Here is a 17,267-nt window from a genome sequence, read left to right as displayed (position 1 = left end):
GTATCACATAACGTAAAAAAGAAATGAAAAAACTAAAGTACATGAGTATGATGGGGTTGGCTGCTTTATTGCTGACAACCTGGGCCGCCTGTTCCGACGATACGGATGCTTCGGGCGGAGAGAATCCGGAAGAAGCGAGAGCTTATACCACAGTGACCATTGCCGTACCGAATGGTGTGGCGGAGACAAGGGCCTCCGATCCGACGGCGGATACTGACGATACGAATATGGATATCGGTTTAAAGGATGAATACAAAGTGACGAAGGCCAATCTGTATCTGTTTCCGGGAGGAGCATCGAGTAGCTTTGGTACTGCTACATTGACAGAGATTATTTCCATCAGCCAGTTTACGCAAACCACCACTACTACTACCGACCAGAAGACCATTGTATGGACCAGTAAGAAAACAGCCCTGACCCCGGGAGACTATCGTATTTATATAGTGGTGAACGGTACGGTCAATGGGGTGGGTGACAGTGACAAGGGAACTCTGACCGAAGCTGCTTTTCTCGTAAAGACAACGGCTGACGCTACGAGCGTGATAGCTGCTGTACCGAGTGACGGACTGGTAATGGCGAGCCGTTCTCCCAACAGTAATAACTCGAATACTCTTCCTTATATTGCCCAGAAGATAACCAAAGACCCGGAGCAGACCATTGCGGCAACAGTGGAGCGTGTGATGGGAAAGATTACGGTGACTGCGGGAGGAACCAGTGTGTCTTCTGCTGCTACTGCTAATAAATATACTTCGTTTTCTACCACAGTAGCTCAGATCAACAATATTAAGGATATCACCCTAAAAAACTATTATGTAGTCAACGCACGGAAAGAGGGATATTATTTCCGTCATGTGGATAAAGAAAGCACTGTAACGAATCCTTTGACTGAGGCAAATTATGGTAACTCAAGCGTTACATTGCCGTATGTGACAGATCCGAAGACGTATAATAAAACTTATACTGCCACACCTGCTTTAGCCAATAGCTATGGCGACTGGTATCTGCAAGGATCAAGCGCATTTGGCTTGTCGTCTTTCGGCACTTTTTCCGGAACTTATACGGATATGCCGGGCTACTCTTCCGGGGCGGTGGAAACTAAAGTCGCCGCTTACTGCTATGAAAACACGATGCTGAAGGATAAACAGAAGAACGGATATACAACCGGCATCGTATTTAAAGCAGAGATTGCTCCGAGTAAAATGATGCAAAAAAAAGTCTTCGGGCGGTGGTGTGGAAGAAACTACTACAATTGGTTCGATTGGTGAAATCTTCTACCATTCCGGCATCTTCTACAAAAATATTGAAGCGCTGAAAGAAGCCGGTGTATTACTGGCAGACGGAACTACTTCCAGTTCGGCCAGCGGTGCCCTTACCGACCTGAAAAAGAACGACGTCCAGTGTTTCCAGAAAGGAAATACCGATGGCAAGTTCATTTGTTATTATCCGTATTGGATCAAACATCTCCCCTCGGCAGATACAGCAGAAGATGTGATGGAGTTCGGCATTGTCCGCAACAATGTCTATCAAGTAACCGTCACCGGTATTCAAGGTGTCGGCAAAGACGGTGTAACCGAAAATATCATTACCGATACCGAAACCGATGATCCGACTACCGTATTGCTGAATGTGAAGTTAAGTATCAAACCTTGGGTAGTGCGTACGAATAGTGCCGTATTGGGCCGTTAACCCACTGTTTTCTCTAAAAAAGTAATTGCTTTGAGATGGGTTTTCACCACGGAGTAACACTGAGTCTCACAGAGTTTTAAGTTCTCGCTTATCAGGATATCTTAAGAGAAAAAGATCTCTGTGGAACTCTGTGTTACTCTGTGGTGAAACACCCGTTCAATCATAAAATTTTCCCAACCATGTCCGATAAGTTTCAGACTTTCTGTTTTTCCCATTCCGGCAGTTGGTTTCTGCCGTTCTTGTGGCTTTCGTTGTTGGCGGGCTTATCTGCCTGCTCGTGGACCGGGGACGACCGTAGCGACTGTCCCAGTGGTTTCCGTATTCGTCTTCAGCCTGCATTGCATGCACAGATACAGCCTGACAGCGGGACAGGCGTCATCACCGACGAGATCGACACACTGTCCCTTTACGTGTTCGACGCACAGGGACAGTTTGTCTGCCTGCACACAGAGAACAGGCAATCGCTGACTGAAAACGATTATATCATTACCCTGCCGCTGGAATATAAAGACGGAGACGTTTACGAACTGGTGTTCTGGGCGGGAGGGGACAACCGGCATTACCGGATGCCGCAACTCACACCGGGCAGTTCGACCCGTGACGAGCTGACCCTCCGGCTGGAACGTGACGGAGACGGACGTCAGGATGACGAATTGGGGCACTTGTGGTACGGTCATCTCCGGTTGAGCCGGATACAGCCTTCGGAACTGACATCGGTCAGCGTGCCGATGTTGAAGGACAGCAACCGGTTCGTCATTACCTTGCACGATACGTCGGGGCAGGGGCTGGACGCCGATGATTACGACTTTACGCTGTTGGCGGATAACGGCCGGATGAATGCCGACAACGAAGTGATGACGGGCGACCGGGTGACTTATGCCGCCTATCATACCGAGTCCGCTTCCGAAACGGAACCGGCCGCCACCCGTACGGGAGAAGTCAGCCTGGCGCGTGCCCGCTTGAACACACTGCGCTTACTGGCGGATCAGGAGGCCCGTCTGGTGGTGACGGACCGTGTCTCGGGGCAGAAAGTAGTGGATGTCGACCTGACGCGTTATCTGCTGATGACGCGCCCCCTGTTTGAAGAGAGCAACGGTGTGGAGCTCAGCGACCAGGATTACCTTGATTACGAAGATCGGTTCAACGTGATTTTCTACCTTACCCCGATGGGAAAGCTGGAGGCGCTGAACATTAACGGATGGATTATCAGACTGAACGATGCACAACTGTAAAGGCAGCATATGGATCATATTCTTTCGGTTTCTGCTCTGCCTGTGGGCATGCGGATGCTCCGATGATGCCGGCATGCCTGCCCCTCCGGCAGGGGCGGACCGGGTGACGGCGTGTGTCCGGCTCTCGGTACGGGTAGTGGGGGAGACTACCCGGGCGGCGGTACAGGCGGATGCGACGGTGGAGGAGAAGATCTCTTCTGTTGCCGTTTTCCTGGTGTCGGTCGACGGGAGTGGAAAGGAGGATTGGAATGATGTGCAGTACGAAGTGGTGTATGGCACGACCAGTAGCGCGGCGGACGTGTATCAGGCGCGCATACCGACCACTCCCGGAGAGAAGAAGGTCTATGTGGGGGCCAATCTGTTGCCCGGTCAGGTGCATGCCATCTGCGGGCAGGCAGAAGGCAAGGGATTGTATACCGCCACCGGGGCGGGGTATGACGAGGTGATCCGGCAGTTTGCCCGCGGGACGGAGGGGATCGCCATGACCGGAAAAGCCGGGACTTCCGTAACGGTCAGTGCGGGCACCGATGTGAACGTGGATCTCACGGCATCGCCTATCACACTGGAACGGGTGGTGGCCAAAGTACTGTTGGTGTGCGATACCTATACAGACGACGGAGGAGCGTACGTACGGATGTCCGGTAATGCGGCTCGTCCGTCAGCCGATCCGGGCTGGATACGTTTGTCGGATGTGCGGTATGCCCTCAACACAGTCAACCGGAAGGTGTATCTGAATGCGCCCCCGGATGGGAAAGATCCTAATCATGAAGTAGATCCGTATGTGGTTAAAGATGATGGCGGCAATTATGTATCGGCACCCGATGTGGCTGAACAGCAATTCGTTTACCGTACTTTGGGCAGTGTATGGGCGGAAGGGATCGCTCCGGAAGCGTATGAAGAGGTCAAATTCAATGCGACGAAAGCCACTCCTCCGGAAAGCGGTGCTTATACCGGTGGGCTGTATTGTCCGGAGAACACGACTGCGACTTCCACCGCTTCTCTTGCGGGCGGACTGGATCTGACAGGAACACTTAATTCGACTCAGGCGGAAATTCCCCGCCTGGTGACTACCCATCTGCTGGTAGCGGCGAAGTTTGTCCCCAAACAGATTATTATCGGGGCCGGAACCACGCAAACCCTGACATCTCCCGCCGATGCCGCTACTTACTTGCCCGCAACGACGACACCTGTCGATGCGGAAGCACATGCGGCAGGCACTTACTTTACCAACGGGAGTGACTATTACAGCTATGCGGGCATGAAGGCCGCCATCGGTGCGGGTACCCTGAAACGTACTGATTTTACCGCTTACGAAGGCGGGATCGGCTATTATTACACTTATATAGACGGCACAAGTGCTACTGACGGCACAATCGCTTTCAGTGCGGATTCCGGCATCTTGCGCAACCGTTATTATCTGTTGCGTATTACCCGGTTCAGCCTGCCTTCGGCCGCATTGCCGCAACCGATGCGTGCCACGATGAAAGTAACGGACTGGGTGACGAGTTCCGGTAATCAAATTATAGTAAGGCCGACGTAGAAAGGAAAATAAATACGATTCACCACAGAGTAACACAGAGTCTCACGGAGTTTTAATCTCTTGTTTATGAGATATGAAGAGAAAATCATCTCTGTGGAACTCTGTGTTACTCTGTGGTGAAAGCTGAAAAAGAAAGTATACAACTATGAATAAAGAAGAAAAAAAGAGTAGATTCTGCCGGGCATGCCTGCTGCTTTGCCTGTGTCTGCTGTCTGCCTCGTGTGCATCCGGAGAAGGAGAGTACGAACAGGAGATACCCATGGAGGTAGCTCTCACCCGTACGGATGGGGTGGCAGGCAGCGAAGGCACTCCGTTACTGCTGTTCTGGAAAGAGACGGATTTCAGTACGGGGACATTGGGCTCTCCTTATAAAACCTCCACTCCGGCAGGGGGGATCGGTGATTACGCCGATGCACCTTATAATACGGAAACGGATTATCCGGCTGATAACTCCCGGGTGGTGGTGATGGGGCTTTGCCCTTCTGTGATGACTACGGCGGACAGTCATACTACCTATTCGTTACCGTCTTCGAGAGCAGGGCTGACCGATGTACTGGTGACTCCGAATGGGGTTACGGGTAGCAGGAAGCAGCCTTTCGGACGGGCATTGGAGTTTGCACACGCTGCCGTACGTATCGTGCTCAAGGCGAGGCGTACGGACAACACGGTCGGCAAGCTGTATGTCAAGAACCTTAAGTTGACCGTGCCTGCAAGATTGGTGTGCGGAGGGGTGAAATGGGATACAGGGACAAAACAATATCTGGCGGCTCCGGCTGCCGCCGATTTGGTTATCAATCATTCCGGACAGATATTGAGTACGGAGGATACGCAGGTCGCCGTGTTTTATCTGTCACCTTGCAGCCCGGCTGATTTGCTGGCCGATCTCACTGGAACAGGTGGTACACCGGGGCTTACGTTGACGGCGGATGTGGCTAAGGATATAAACTTTACGACCGGAGCGCGAAACGCAAATTTTCCTATCTTGGATGGCAACCTGAACTTTATGGATCAGTTTGGAAGTCCGGCAACTCAGCTGAAAGGCGGAGAATCGTATGAAACGACCCTCAAATTTGATATCGACTCTTTCACGCTGGAAGGCGAAGAGAAGGAGTGGGAGGACGGAGGAAAAATGACTGTCCCTGTGGTGGTGCCGGAACCGACTCCGGGCCCATAGATGAATGGTGAATTTAATAAAAAGAGCTGAATATATGAAAACGATAAAACGATTCTTTCTTTCAACCGCAGCCGTGACTGCTGCGCTGATTACCGGCTGCACTCCCGAAGAGGAACATATGCCCGTGCAGGGTGGTGACAGTTTCACACTCTCCTCGAGTGAAGAACAGGTCATCACCCGTGCGGGAGATGTGTCGGTGAGTCATTTTACGGGTGGCACTAAATACCGGCTGTACGGACTTGTGGGAGGTGCATGGGACAAGAAACTTCCTACAATGAATGGACAGGAAGGCACGGAGGCTGTGGCTGCGGACGGCACCCATCAGATAGACTACCTGAGTGCCGGTGCCGACGAGGACCGTTTTGAAGGCAGAACCCTTGACTTTTATGCGCTGACATACGGCAATACGACCTTGCCCGTATGCGGCTCCGAAGTAGATGGCGTACCGGCCTGCGGCATCCATGCCGATGTCGGGGGAGTGTTGCCCGACTTGCGCCGTGCCGTACTGACGAAGCAATCGGGCATCAATTCGGGAGTGATTACCTTACCATTCAAGCATACGTTGGCTAAGCTGAAGTTTGAGGTGGTGAAGCAAAAAACGGAGAATGGTTCGACGGGTGTCGATGTGTTGGCGGGTATCGAACTGAAGGGGATCTCAGTCAGTGATTACAGTGAAGGCAGCCTCTTGCTCTCGACCGGAGAATATAGCCATACGGGAGGGAAAAGTGACCGTACGCTGCTCGGTAGCGGGTTCTCTCAAACGGTGACGGAAAGTGTGTTGCCGGTAACTACGAATGGGCAGGCGGGCGGTGCGGCTGCCGAATGTCTGATATTCCCGACTCTCTCCGGGACCACGGAGGGACTTAAAATAAAAGTAGCTACGAAAGGGACGAACAGTGCGGACCGCACGGATACGTATGAAATTCGTGTCCCGGTTGTCGGAGATGATGGAGAGGTCCGGAAGGATGAAAACGGTAAGACTGTGACGGAACCTTTCCGCTTCCTGCCCAATTACGAGTATATGCTTACCATTACGATTACTAATAGCGACGTACAGATTATTACCATCATCCCCCGCCGGTATGATTGGATCGAACATAATGACGATTCGCAGTATATGGGGCAGCCCCTGACTTTTAACGGTGTCATGTGGATGGACCGGAATCTCGGAGCTACCAGTGCGGATATGACAACGGCCGAAGGATGGGAAGGGGCCAGAGGATATGTATATCAATTAGGAAGAAGTATTCCGTATTATTTGCCTAAAACAGTAGAGTATACGGGAAGTGACGGAAAGAAGTATCTGAGACCTAGAAGTTGTGTTGACCAAAACGGAGGGGCAAGACCTTACCCACAGGTAGTGGGACATGAAAACGACGCTCCCGTCAGTCGGCCTGCGGTGGCGTCCTTAGCGCTTAATCCGGGAGATGCCAGTAAGACATTTAATTACGTTATGATCGGTGGGGATTGGGATAATACTGCTGCTATCAGCTCTACTTATTGGGCGACTACAAAGAATGATCCCTGTCCGACGGGCTGGCGTGTACCTACTAAAAAAGATTTTGATGGGATTATGCCTATAGGAGAAAAATATGGCGACTTGACATTTATAAACGGCCATAGCGGGACGGCTTGGAAAGAAACCTCTCAGAATGATCCGGAAACAGGAGCTAAAACAGTTTATGTCTGTAAGCGGGTAAATGCGAATACGGGTACGTATGGGATTATTTATGCCATTAAGTACCAGGGAACTCCACAAGCTTACCGCCTGATGTGGGCTTTGAATATGGTTGGGGACAATCAGTCTGTAACGGATGCTAATGGAACGCGATATCGTGCTTATGTCACAATAGCGAGGTTTCCGTGTGGTAAGGATGATGATCTGAATATAAATACCTGTCATACGGATTATGACTGGGAGCATCCCAGTGATTTTATCAATCTTCCTATTTCCGGTTATATTTATCCTGATCAAGCGGCACTGTATAATGCCGGTGCTGAGGTAGTATATGCGACGTCTACCCCTATCGGTGTCTATATGTATGGCGCTTCGTTTAAATATATAGGTAATACCGGGCATCGCTATTTTGCGCTATATCAGATGGGAAGGGCTGCGGGTGTTTCCATTCGTTGTGTGCGGGATGTCACTTCACAATAAAATAGTATGATGTATGAAAAGAATGATCGTTTATAAAAGTTGCTCGTATGTAATCATGGCTCTGCTTTGTACGGCATGTGCCGCTGGCTCTCCCGAAGAAGATATGGAGGATCGGGTACGGATTGATCCCGTTGCCGGTGGATATTATCCTTCAATTTCTCCTTCGGCCCAGACCCGTGGGGCGACACCGGATGGCGAAACGTTGAAAGATAGACCGATTTTTCTGCTGGAAGACGGGAGTACGATACGCCTGGTGGTATATGATGATGCCAAGAATCTATTGGAGGAGTATTCCAAAGCTTATCTGGTACGTAACGCCGGTACGTCAGGCAGCAGTCTGCTCTATCCCTGTGAGGTAGACGACAACGGAGCGGTAATATCTTCAAGCAGCACTCCTCTTTATATGAAGGCGGGTACTTATTACTTCAGAATCCTGTCACCTGCCAAGGCCTTAAACTCAAAGGGGTTTGTCAATATCGGTAACGGAGAATACCTGCTTGCGACCGACGACCGGTATACGCAAACAGCCATGACGGCAGTGACCATTACGAAAATTGATGAAGGGGGTACATTGAACAATGTCCAGACACTGTATCTGCCCCCCATCATCAACCAGACAGCGCGGATGCAGTTTACTGTCAGGGCGGGTGAAGGGGTGCACACCTTGGAGATGCTTGCCGAAGGAATCGAAATCAGCGGTATTCAGCAGCCACTGGACAATACGACCAGCTTCGACTGGGTAAATGGAGATGTGCTGCCTGTGAAAGTGGGGGATCAGAGTGCATCGGTACGTATCACACAGGCCACCCGAAATGCCGATAACAGCCTGGTGGCGCATACCGGCGTATTGCCCACAGACGCACGCTCTCACTCTATCAGTGTGTTGCTGAACCTGAAGGTGAACGGTAACCCCACTCAGTATCAGATGTTGCTCACCGGTTTGTATCTGACAGCAGGGCATTCGTACAACTATACGGCTACGGTGAAGATCAGTAATGGCGTCACTGTGCTGACCTGGCAAAACCGTTCGTGGACGGAGAATGTAGTAATGGATAAATAAGAATTCACCACCGATTATACCGATCACCACCGATTAATGATTAATCCCGGTGGTCTTTAAGATTAAAAGTCCTGTGAAAATCCGTGTAACCTGTGGTGAAATAAACAGATTAGAGTAATGAATAATAATGATCCCATGAAAAGATTCGGATATATCGTTTTTAGTATTTGCCTGTTTGCGCTGAGTGCCTGCACACCCCATGAACAGATGGATCAGGAGGAGGGAATAGTGAAAGTGTCGATGGGACTTACTGCCGCTTCTTTCACCGATGATGATGCGACAACCCGTGCGGAGCAGCCGATGGCACCTGATTATGAAAACCTGATTAGTAATTTGTGGATTCTACAGTTTGACCGTGAAGGTATCCTGACAGGCAGCGAACATAAAGTGCTGCCCACACCGGTGCTCAACACCACGCTTGAAGGAATTGCGTTGAGGACCGGGCGCAGTACGGTTTGTGTGGTGGGCAATCTGGCGGATGGAGAGATTACCGCGTGGCCTGATAACTTGAGTGGTTTCAAGAGTCTGGTGGTGGATATGGGATGGCTGAAAGAACGGAATACGGACCGGAATGTGTGTCTCTTCGGTTATTACGAAGGCGAGATTGCTGCCGGCACCACAGCTGTGAATGTAGTATTGGGACGTCTGGTATGCAGGCTCAATATAGCTGTTTCGGCCAAGACGGCAGGGATATTCAGCAACGTGAAGATCCAGTTGCAGAATGCGCAGACCAAAGGCTATTTGTTCCCTTCGGATGTATATCTGTCACCGGAAGGAGGCGGGGATTATACGGAAGAGGTTGTCATCGGTGCCGACAAAGTATTGGGGACAGCCCCCCTTTACCGCTACTATTATATGGCTGAGAATGTGACTGAGGGAACCGACTCCGGTGAACGCACCCGGCTCCAAATCAAAGCAAAGAAAGGAGGGGCCGAATATACAAAAGCCATTGACTTGGGCAGAAGTGACATCCATGATTATTCCCTCCGCCGAAACAATAACTATACATTCAACATCGTTTTAGAGTAATCATAAATTCTACAGTGTGGAGGCATCTGTGACAGACACTTCCCCTTGTTTGTTTTGTTTGTAAAAGTTCCGCCCGATCCCGATGGGGAGAGGACGGAACTTTCTGTGTATGGGTGGTATGAATCCTGAACATGGGCTGTTAATGCTTCAGCTTGCCTTCCATCGTACTCAGGTAGATGTCCAGGGCACGGGTGGATATCTGTATCTCGCGGAGGGAAACCCCCAAAGAAGCGATCAGCAGTAGCAATGCCAACCCGAAGATATAGATTGAGAGCAGGAACAATCCGATGTAGATAAGAAACATGGTGACTACGCAGAAGAATAGACTGGCAATGCCGAATACCTGCATCATACGGGTCAGGTTGAGGCGTTTGCGCAGATTCTCAATTTGGGCAACATTGATGTCGGAAGGATCTTCCATATAGCGGTCACGAAGAATTCGGACCAATTGGGCATACGAGAGAAAGCGGTTGGTGTATGCCAAAAGAATAAGTGAAACGGCTGAAAATAGCAGCGCGGGTGTCGTGAGTGTAAGTTCTTCCATTGTTATCGTATTTTTTTATATACAATAACAATGGAAGTGGGAGATTGGTTTACTTCAGTACACCTAATTCTTTACCTACTTTGATGAATGCAGCGATACATTTATCGAGGTGTTCTTTTTCGTGACCGGCTGAAATCTGTACACGGATACGTGCCTGGTCTTTCGGAACTACCGGATAGTAGAAGCCTGTTACGTAGATACCTTCTTCCTGCATGCGGGCTGCATAGATCTGTGACAGTTTGGCATCGTAAAGCATCACGGCACAGATAGCACTCTGAGTCGGCTTGATATCGAATCCGGCTGCAGTCATCTTGTCGCGGAAGTAGTTTACGTTGTCTACCAGTTTGTCATGGATTTCGTTGCTTTCTTTCAGCATCTTGAATACTTCGAGGCTGGCACCGATAATGCCCGGAGCGAGTGAGTTGGAGAACAGGTACGGACGGCTGCGCTGGCGAAGCAGGTCGATGATCTCTTTGCGGCCGGTTGTGAATCCGCCCAAAGCACCGCCAAAAGCTTTGCCCAGAGTACCGGTGTAGATGTCTACACGTCCGTAAGTGTTGTACTGTTCGCTTACTCCATGACCGGTTGCACCAACCACACCGGCTGAGTGAGATTCGTCTACCATCACCAGGGCATCGTATTTTTCGGCCAGGTCACAGATTTTGTCCATCGGAGCAACGTTTCCGTCCATTGAGAATACACCGTCGGTGACGATGATGCGGAAACGTTGAGCCTGTGCTTCCTGCAGGCAACGTTCCAGGTCGGCCATGTCTGCATTGGCATAACGGTAGCGCTTTGCCTTGCAAAGACGTACTCCGTCGATGATGGAAGCGTGGTTCAGCGAGTCGGAGATGATGGCATCTTCGTCGGTGAACAACGGTTCGAATACACCGCCGTTAGCGTCAAAGCAGGCTGCGTACAAAATTGTGTCTTCGGTCTTGAAATAGTCTGAAATTGCGGCTTCCAGCTCCTTATGTATATCTTGAGTTCCGCAGATGAAACGTACAGAAGACATACCGTATCCACGACGGTCCATCATCTTCTTTGCACCTTCGATCAGGCGGGGATGGTTAGACAATCCAAGGTAGTTGTTGGCACAGAAATTCAGCACTTCTTTGCCTTTAACGGTGATAGCAGCTTGTTGTGCACTTTCGATTAAGCGTTCCTCTTTGTAGAGGCCTGCTTCTTTGATTTCAGCAATCGTATTGCTGAGGTGTTCTTTCATTTTACCGTACATAGTGTTTGGGGTTTTAGTTTCTTTTGCAAAGGACACAATTTTTCTTGGAATAAACAACATATATTTGGTATAAAAATGAAAAAAAAGTGCTTACTTTGCGCACCATTTAGCTTAATACACCTTATTAGTAAAGATAATGAAAAATATTTTGGTAATTGGAGCGACCGGACAGATTGGTTCGGAGCTCACGATGGAACTACGTAAACGCTACGGAAACACACATGTAGTAGCAGGTTATATTCACGGGGCAGAGCCCAAAGGGGAATTGAAAGAATCCGGTCCGTCGGCTGTAGTCGATGTAACAGATCAGGATATGATTGCCTCTGTAGTGAGAGAGTATAATATCGACACAATCTACAACCTCGCCGCCCTGCTGTCTGTTGTAGCCGAGTCGAAGCCGAAGCTGGCTTGGAAAATCGGTATCGACGGTTTGTGGAATGTACTTGAAGTGGCTCGCGAAAACAAATGTGCCGTATTCACTCCGAGTTCGATCGGTTCGTTTGGTGAAAGCACTCCGCATGTGCAGACACCGCAGGACACTATTCAGCGTCCGCGTACCATGTATGGTATCAGCAAGGTGACCACTGAGTTGCTGAGCGACTACTATTTTAATAAGTATGGCGTAGATACCCGTGCCGTGCGTTTCCCGGGAATCATTTCGAATGTAACTCCTCCGGGAGGTGGTACGACTGACTATGCGGTAGATATCTACTACTCTGCCGTTAAAGGAGAGAAGTTTATCTGTCCGATTCCGGAAGGAACACTGATGGATATGATGTATATGCCGGACGCGCTGAATGCAGCTATCTCGCTGATGGAGGCCGATCCGACGAAACTGGTGCACCGTAATGCTTTCAACATCGCTTCTATGAGCTTTGCGCCGGAGACCATTTATGCTGCTATCAAGAAACATGTTCCTGACTTTGAGATGGAATATAAGGTAGACCCGCTGAAACAACGTATCGCCAACAGCTGGCCCGACAGTATGGATGATTCTTGCGCCCGTGAGGAGTGGGGCTGGAAACCGGCTTACGATTTGGAAAGTATGACAGTGGATATGCTTGAAAAACTAAGAGCTAAATTAAAATAATGTGATGATATAAATCCCATGTGCCGACCGGAGTATGAAAGAGTTTCGAAAACCGGTTGGCATGTGGGGATATCGACACATTGCTAATTATTAAAATGAAAACAATAATGGCGGGAGTCACCGTCCTGGTGTTGTTCGCTTCGTGCGGCAACAGTAATAAGACTGACGCTGACCCCTTTGCATCTATTACACATCTGGTAGATTCGGCAATGGTGAACAAAACCGATTCTATTGACAGAGAAAAGACTTCGGACGAACCTAAACCGATTGAGGCTGACGAATCGTTTGACGACTTTATCTACAACTTTGCTTCTGATGACGCTCTGCAAAGGCAGCGCGTGGTGTTTCCGTTGCCCTACTACAACGGAGAACGGGCTTCGAAAATCGACAGGAAGTACTGGAAGCATGATGACTTGTTTGCCAAACAAAGTTATTATACCTTACTCTTCGACCGGGAAGAGGATATGGATCTGGTAGGAGACACTTCACTCACATCCGTTCAGGTGGAATGGATTTTCGTGAAAAAACGAATGGTGAAGAAATATTATTTTGAAAGAATTAAAGGGGCGTGGATGCTCGAAGCAATCAATCTGCGTCCGATTGAGGAAAACGAGAACGAGGACTTTGTTGAATTCTTCGGTCATTTTGCGACGGATAGTATTTTCCAGAGCCGGCGAATCCGCCAACCGCTTGTCTTTGTGACAACCGATCCGGATGATGACTTCTCGATACTCGAAACTACACTTGACTTGAACCAATGGTTTGCCTTTAAGCCGGCATTGCCTGCCGATAAACTTTCGAATATCAACTACGGGCAGCAAAATGATGACAATGCCTCACATAAAATATTGGCATTGAAAGGCATTGGCAACGGGTTCTCCAATATCCTCTATTTCCAGCGCAAAGACAGTGGCTGGGAGTTGTACAAGTTTGAGGATACAAGTATTTAGAGATTGCTTTTATAGGATTATGGAACAGAAATACTCTCTTTTATCACATAACACTTTTGGTATCGATGTGTCTGCGGCTTGTTTCCTGGAGTATGCTTCGGTGGATGAATTACGCGGGTTGATCGGGTCCGGACGGGTTACCTCTCCTTATCTGCATATCGGAGGGGGGAGCAACTTATTGTTTACTAAAGACTACGAAGGTACTATCCTGCATTCACGCATCGGGGGCGTAGAGGTTGTGGCCGAAACGGATGACGATATTGTTGTGCGTGTGGGGGCAGGTGTGGTCTGGGACGACTTCGTGGACTATTGCGTGCAACGGCATTGGCACGGCGTGGAGAATCTTTCACTGATCCCCGGAGAGGTGGGAGCCAGTGCGGTGCAGAACATCGGGGCCTACGGGGTTGAAGTTAAAGATCTGATTGTCCGGGTGGAAACCCTGAACATTGAAGGGAAAGAGCATGTTTATGATGTAACGGAGTGTGGATATTCTTACCGGGACAGCATCTTCAAGCGCCCTGAGAATAAGAGCGTTTTTGTTACCTATGTCAGTTTCAGGCTGAGCAAGAGGGAACATTATACATTAGATTACGGTACTATCCGCCGGGAGCTGGAGAAGTATCCCGGAGTGACATTGGATGTGGTGCGCCGGGTGATTATCGCTATCCGTGAAGAGAAGTTGCCTGATCCCCGGGTAATGGGGAATGCGGGAAGTTTCTTTATGAATCCGATTGTGGGTCGTGAGCAGTTCGAAGCCTTACAGGCAGAATATCCTCAAATGCCTTTTTACGAGATCGATACTGACCGGGTGAAGATTCCGGCCGGATGGATGATTGATCAGTGTGGCTGGAAGGGTAAAGCATTAGGCCCTGCGGCGGTACACGATAAACAAGCGTTGGTGCTGGTGAATCGCGGAGGCGCAAAAGGAGCGGATGTCATCGCATTGTCCGATGCCGTGCGTGCTTCGGTCCGTGCGAAGTTTGGCATAGACATTCATCCGGAAGTGAATTTTATCTGATTACGATGGGGCTGCAGGGCATGCCGGCTCTCAGGAATGACAGATTGATAATTGAAAGAAATGAAAATAAGAATACTTGGTAGCGGGACTTCTACCGGAGTGCCCGAAATAGGATGTACTTGTGCGGTTTGTACTTCAAAAGATCCGAGAGATTGCCGTCTTCGCACCTCAGCATTGGTGTATACTGACGACGCTACTATACTGCTGGATTGCGGTCCGGATTTTAGGGAACAGATGTTGCGCGTTCCGTTTGGAAAGATCGATGCTGTGTTGATTTCGCATGAACATTATGATCATGTGGGAGGGTTGGATGATCTTCGCCCTTTCTGCCGTTTCGGGGAAGTGCCCATCTATGCCGAAACTTATACAGCCGAACGTTTGCGCAGCCGGATGCCCTATTGCTTTGTGGAGCATTCCTATCCGGGAGTTCCGAATATTCCTTTGCGTGAGATTGAACCCAATCGCCCTTTTCTTGTTAATCATACCGAAGTGTTACCCTTAAGGGTAATGCATGGCAAACTGCCCATTTTGGGATATCGGATCGGAAAGCTTGGATATATAACAGATATGCTGACCATGCCCGATGAATCGTTTGAGCAGTTGCAAGGGATAGAGGTGCTGGTGATGAATGCATTGCGCATAGCGCCACACAACACCCATCAGAGCCTGTCTGAAGCATTGGAGGCTGTGAAACGCATCGGAGCGAAGGAAACCTGGCTGATTCACATGAGTCACCATATCGGACTTCAGGCAGATGTAGAGAAGCAACTTCCTCCGCATGTGCATTTTGCATTCGACGGGCTTGAATTAGAATGTTAGTGATTGATGCTTTATAATTCTTTCTTTAAGTATATTTTGTTTTATTTGGAGAAATTATTATTTTTGCACTGAGCCGATAAACAACGAATGCCATGAAACTCCGTACGATAGTGAAAATAGCCGTAATCTCGTCTGTTGTACTGCTGTGTACAGGCTTTGCCATGTTTTCTTTCTTCAGGTTGTCGGCGGCGGAAGGACGCAAGGATTTTAATCTCTACACGCTTGTTCCGGGTTCGGCCACTGTAGTCCTCGAGACGGATGATCTTGCCGGAATGATACAGGGGATCAATGAGTTGAGTTGCAGTAAAGACCGACATTTTCTTTATGTTTCCAAATTATTTTCTTATCTGAAGCTCCATCTGTATACGTTGTTGGAAGATACGCCGCACGGGTTGAGCAAGCAGATGAATAAAGTGTTGTTGAGTTTCCATGAACCCGACAATGATCGCAACCAGGTGTTGTATTGCAGCTTGGGAAACGGCGATTACGAGTTGGTGGAAAAGTTTATACGTAAATACTGTTCGAGTAGTTTCCCGTCAAAGCTGTTTGACTATAAAGGGGAAGAGATTCGTATTTATCCGATGCCGGATGACAGTTTCCTGGCTTGTTATTTCACTTCCGACTTTCTGGTTGTGAGTTATCAGAAAAAACTGATTGAGCAAGTGATCGATGCCCGTTTGTCCAAGAAATCTTTGCTGACCGATGCCTCGTTTGCCAAAGTACACGAGGATAAACGTGCCCGTGTGGCAGCTACTATTTATGCCCGTATGCAACCGTTGAGTATGGGAAAGGCTACCGACGGGATTCGTTCGTGTACACAGTTGGGCGGATGGACCGAATTTGATATGAAAATGAATGGAGATGCCATTTATTTCTCCGGTGTCAGCCATGATACGGATACTTGTCTGACATTTATGAATGTGTTGCGCCAACAACAACCGGTGGAGGATTTCCCGGGAGATATCCTGCCGGCTTCTACTTTTTTCTTCAATAAACGGTCGGTAACCGATATGCAGGCTATGCTTGATTTCACTGCCAGGCAGGAGTATACGACATCGACTTATTCCGACTATATCAGAGATCGGGATGGGGAGTTGCTCGCATATCTTAAAGAGAATGCCGGGGGTGAGATTGTGACTTGTCTGTTTCATTCGACAGATACTCTTTCAAATCCTTGTGCGGTGATGAGTATTCCATTGAGGGATGGGCAGCAGGCTGAGCGTGTGTTGCAGGGAATGCTTCGCACTGCTCCGAAGGAGGTAGACGGTCCTCCGAAACCACGTACTACTTTCTGTAAAACTCCTTTAAGGGCTTATACGCTCTATGTACTGCCTCGTAATACGTTGTTTACGCAATTGACCGGGATAACAGAGTCGGCTTTATACATTTACGCTTGCTTCTACGAGGGAAGACTGGTTCTGGCCCCGGATGTGGAAAGCCTTACCGCATATCTCCGTCATCTGGATAAAAAAGAAATTCTGGATGATACTCCCGGATATGAAGAGGCGGTGGTCAATCTTTCTCCGTCGTACAACTTTATGATGGTTGCTGATTTGGGAGAGACTTTCTCACAACCGGAGAATTATGTGAGGCTGATACCTGCATTTTTCTTTCGTAATCAGGAATTTTTCCGCCACTTTATTCTTTCTGCACAATTTACTTGTACGGACGGAATTGTATATCCCAATGTGGTATTGATTTACAAAGGTGAGTCTGATGACGTTTCCTGA

Annotated in this window: 13 protein-coding genes and 1 pseudogene; 12 read left to right on the top strand and 2 right to left on the bottom strand. The window is 49.0% G+C overall.

All coding sequences use genetic code 11. The features are described from left to right. Positions 1-23 precede the first annotated feature (23 nt). The 7 genes and pseudogenes from BF9343_RS13765 (at position 24) to BF9343_RS13730 (ending at position 9,879) form a co-directional block, all read left to right on the top strand. A pseudogene (locus BF9343_RS13765) lies at positions 24-1,686 on the top strand (Mfa1 family fimbria major subunit). 179 nt (positions 1,687-1,865) lie between these two features. Further along, positions 1,866-2,918, top strand: coding sequence for a FimB/Mfa2 family fimbrial subunit (locus BF9343_RS13755; RefSeq protein WP_005788789.1), 1,053 nt, complete (start codon positions 1,866-1,868; stop codon positions 2,916-2,918). Further along, positions 2,905-4,458: an Mfa1 family fimbria major subunit gene (locus BF9343_RS13750; protein WP_010993164.1), complete on the top strand. Its 1,554-nt coding sequence runs from the start codon at positions 2,905-2,907 to the stop codon at positions 4,456-4,458. Before BF9343_RS13755 ends, BF9343_RS13750 begins: the two co-directional genes overlap by 14 nt. 145 nt (positions 4,459-4,603) lie before the next feature. Then, the gene (locus tag BF9343_RS13745) at positions 4,604-5,632 is read left to right on the top strand and encodes a hypothetical protein (RefSeq protein ID WP_010993163.1); all 1,029 of its coding nucleotides are present in this window, start codon (positions 4,604-4,606) and stop codon (positions 5,630-5,632) included. A gap of 34 nt (positions 5,633-5,666) precedes the next feature. Continuing rightward, positions 5,667-7,790, top strand: coding sequence for a fimbrillin family protein (locus BF9343_RS13740; RefSeq protein WP_010993162.1), 2,124 nt, complete (start codon positions 5,667-5,669; stop codon positions 7,788-7,790). Between the two features lie 13 nt (positions 7,791-7,803). Beyond that, a complete protein-coding gene (locus BF9343_RS13735) occupies positions 7,804-8,850 on the top strand; it encodes a BF2992 family fimbrillin-A clan protein (protein WP_005788781.1) in 1,047 nt (348 codons plus the stop codon). A gap of 117 nt (positions 8,851-8,967) precedes the next feature. Beyond that, complete coding sequence (locus tag BF9343_RS13730) at positions 8,968-9,879, top strand: DUF4906 domain-containing protein (RefSeq protein ID WP_041926237.1); 912 nt, start codon at positions 8,968-8,970, stop codon at positions 9,877-9,879. A 139-nt stretch (positions 9,880-10,018) separates the two neighbouring features. Here the strand turns inward: BF9343_RS13730 and BF9343_RS13725 are convergent, their stop codons facing one another. Together BF9343_RS13725 and kbl are read right to left on the bottom strand one after the other, a co-directional pair. Further along, on the bottom strand, positions 10,019-10,423 hold the full coding sequence (locus BF9343_RS13725; RefSeq protein WP_005788775.1) for a DUF2721 domain-containing protein: 405 nt from the start codon (positions 10,421-10,423) through the stop codon (positions 10,019-10,021). Positions 10,424-10,472: 49 nt separating this feature from the next. After that, positions 10,473-11,660 (bottom strand): glycine C-acetyltransferase, encoded by a 1,188-nt coding sequence (kbl, locus tag BF9343_RS13720; RefSeq protein WP_005788771.1) that lies wholly within the window; start codon positions 11,658-11,660, stop codon positions 10,473-10,475. A 136-nt stretch (positions 11,661-11,796) separates the two neighbouring features. On the opposite strand from kbl, the gene BF9343_RS13715 reads away from it, so the two are divergent. The 5 genes from BF9343_RS13715 to BF9343_RS13695 all read left to right on the top strand — a co-directional run bounded on the left by BF9343_RS13715 (position 11,797) and on the right by BF9343_RS13695 (position 17,267). Next, positions 11,797-12,750, top strand: a complete 954-nt coding sequence (locus tag BF9343_RS13715) for an NAD-dependent epimerase/dehydratase family protein (RefSeq protein WP_005788767.1) — start codon at positions 11,797-11,799, stop codon at positions 12,748-12,750. A gap of 95 nt (positions 12,751-12,845) precedes the next feature. Further along, positions 12,846-13,700, top strand: a complete 855-nt coding sequence (locus BF9343_RS13710; RefSeq protein ID WP_008769737.1) for a DUF4348 domain-containing protein — start codon at positions 12,846-12,848, stop codon at positions 13,698-13,700. A gap of 19 nt (positions 13,701-13,719) precedes the next feature. Continuing rightward, a complete protein-coding gene (gene murB, locus BF9343_RS13705; RefSeq protein WP_010993160.1) occupies positions 13,720-14,718 on the top strand; it encodes a UDP-N-acetylmuramate dehydrogenase in 999 nt (332 codons plus the stop codon). A gap of 60 nt (positions 14,719-14,778) precedes the next feature. Then, entirely contained in the window at positions 14,779-15,537 is a 759-nt protein-coding gene (locus BF9343_RS13700) for an MBL fold metallo-hydrolase (protein WP_005788758.1), read from the top strand. Between the two features lie 92 nt (positions 15,538-15,629). After that, the gene (locus BF9343_RS13695) at positions 15,630-17,267 is read left to right on the top strand and encodes a DUF3352 domain-containing protein (RefSeq protein WP_008660867.1); all 1,638 of its coding nucleotides are present in this window, start codon (positions 15,630-15,632) and stop codon (positions 17,265-17,267) included.

Source organism: Bacteroides fragilis NCTC 9343, from assembly GCF_000025985.1.
GTDB lineage: Bacteria > Bacteroidota > Bacteroidia > Bacteroidales > Bacteroidaceae > Bacteroides > Bacteroides fragilis.
The sequence above is the reverse complement of the archived record's forward strand: the minus strand, read 5'-3'. Positions and strand labels throughout refer to the sequence as shown.

Excerpts from the sequence above, each read along its gene's own strand:
- BF9343_RS13755 (WP_005788789.1), top strand. The coding sequence starts at position 1,866 with ATGTCCGATAAGTTTCAGACTTTCTGTTTTTCCCATTCCGGCAGTTGG.
- BF9343_RS13750 (WP_010993164.1), top strand. The coding sequence starts at position 2,905 with ATGCACAACTGTAAAGGCAGCATATGGATCATATTCTTTCGGTTTCTG.
- BF9343_RS13745 (WP_010993163.1), top strand. The coding sequence starts at position 4,604 with ATGAATAAAGAAGAAAAAAAGAGTAGATTCTGCCGGGCATGCCTGCTG.
- BF9343_RS13740 (WP_010993162.1), top strand. The coding sequence starts at position 5,667 with ATGAAAACGATAAAACGATTCTTTCTTTCAACCGCAGCCGTGACTGCT.
- BF9343_RS13735 (WP_005788781.1), top strand. The coding sequence starts at position 7,804 with ATGAAAAGAATGATCGTTTATAAAAGTTGCTCGTATGTAATCATGGCT.
- BF9343_RS13730 (WP_041926237.1), top strand. The coding sequence starts at position 8,968 with ATGAATAATAATGATCCCATGAAAAGATTCGGATATATCGTTTTTAGT.
- BF9343_RS13725 (WP_005788775.1), bottom strand. The coding sequence starts at position 10,423 with ATGGAAGAACTTACACTCACGACACCCGCGCTGCTATTTTCAGCCGTT.
- kbl (WP_005788771.1), bottom strand. The coding sequence starts at position 11,660 with ATGTACGGTAAAATGAAAGAACACCTCAGCAATACGATTGCTGAAATC.
- BF9343_RS13715 (WP_005788767.1), top strand. The coding sequence starts at position 11,797 with ATGAAAAATATTTTGGTAATTGGAGCGACCGGACAGATTGGTTCGGAG.
- BF9343_RS13710 (WP_008769737.1), top strand. The coding sequence starts at position 12,846 with ATGAAAACAATAATGGCGGGAGTCACCGTCCTGGTGTTGTTCGCTTCG.
- murB (WP_010993160.1), top strand. The coding sequence starts at position 13,720 with ATGGAACAGAAATACTCTCTTTTATCACATAACACTTTTGGTATCGAT.
- BF9343_RS13700 (WP_005788758.1), top strand. The coding sequence starts at position 14,779 with ATGAAAATAAGAATACTTGGTAGCGGGACTTCTACCGGAGTGCCCGAA.
- BF9343_RS13695 (WP_008660867.1), top strand. The coding sequence starts at position 15,630 with ATGAAACTCCGTACGATAGTGAAAATAGCCGTAATCTCGTCTGTTGTA.